The organism is Vibrio sp. D173a, from assembly GCF_030248475.1.
The window spans coordinates 1-797 of the sequence record NZ_JAHGAH010000866.1 but is presented as its reverse complement, the minus strand read 5'-3'; the positions used below and the strand labels follow the sequence as shown (position 1 = coordinate 797).

1 protein-coding gene and 1 pseudogene are annotated in these 797 nt (G+C 46.0%); both read left to right on the top strand.

Translation table 11 applies throughout. The annotated features are described in order from the left end of the window. Positions 1–100: pseudogene (locus KIV40_RS29890) on the top strand (TrkA family potassium uptake protein); the annotation flags it as partial. Between the two features lie 8 nt (positions 101–108). Beyond that, a partial coding sequence (locus KIV40_RS29885) for a potassium transporter TrkG (protein WP_285352894.1) occupies positions 109–797 on the top strand: 689 nt, incomplete at its 3' end.

Sequence of the window (797 nt, the reverse complement as noted above, 5' to 3'; positions counted from 1 at the left end):
TAAAGCACCAGAACTCGATATCAGTCTAGAGATTGGTGATGTGGTTATTATCGCTGGTCCTAAAGACTTGTTGGCTAACCGACTTAAATCATTGTCATAAGGCGGATTATGCACTCAGTTCAAAGAAAAGGGCTGTTCTACACATTAAAGCCAGACAATAAGCCAAAAAAGGGCTCAGAGCCCAAGATTATCCTCACCAGTTTTCTCTGTGTCCTCATCCCTTCGGCTTTGCTGCTTACGCTACCGGTATTTTCTGTTACGGGCCTTTCATTTACCGACGCGCTGTTCACCGCGACATCGGCAATCAGTGTTACTGGTCTAGGTGTAGTGGATACTGGGGCTCACTTTACCCTTGCAGGCAAAATATTATTGATGTTTTTAATGCAGGTGGGTGGGCTTGGGCAAATGACCTTATCAGCGGTACTTCTGTATATGTTCGGCGTCAGACTGAGCCTAAAGCAGCAAGCATTAGCCAAAGAAGCGTTAGGACAGGACAGACGTGTCAATCTCAGAAGTTTAGTCAAAAAGATCATCGCCTTTGCATTGATCGCAGAGTTGATTGGCTTTGCGTTGCTTTGTTTCCGTTGGGTTCCTGAATATGGATGGTCGACCGGCAGTTTCTATGCTCTGTTCCATGCAATCTCAGCCTTCAATAACGCGGGCTTTGCTCTGTTCTCAGACAGCATGATGACCTTTGTCGATGATCCTTTGGTGATTTTTACTCTCGCAGGCTTGTTTATTTTTGGTGGGTTAGGGTTTACGGTCGTTGGCGACTTAGCCTCAAATTGGCGTCGTGG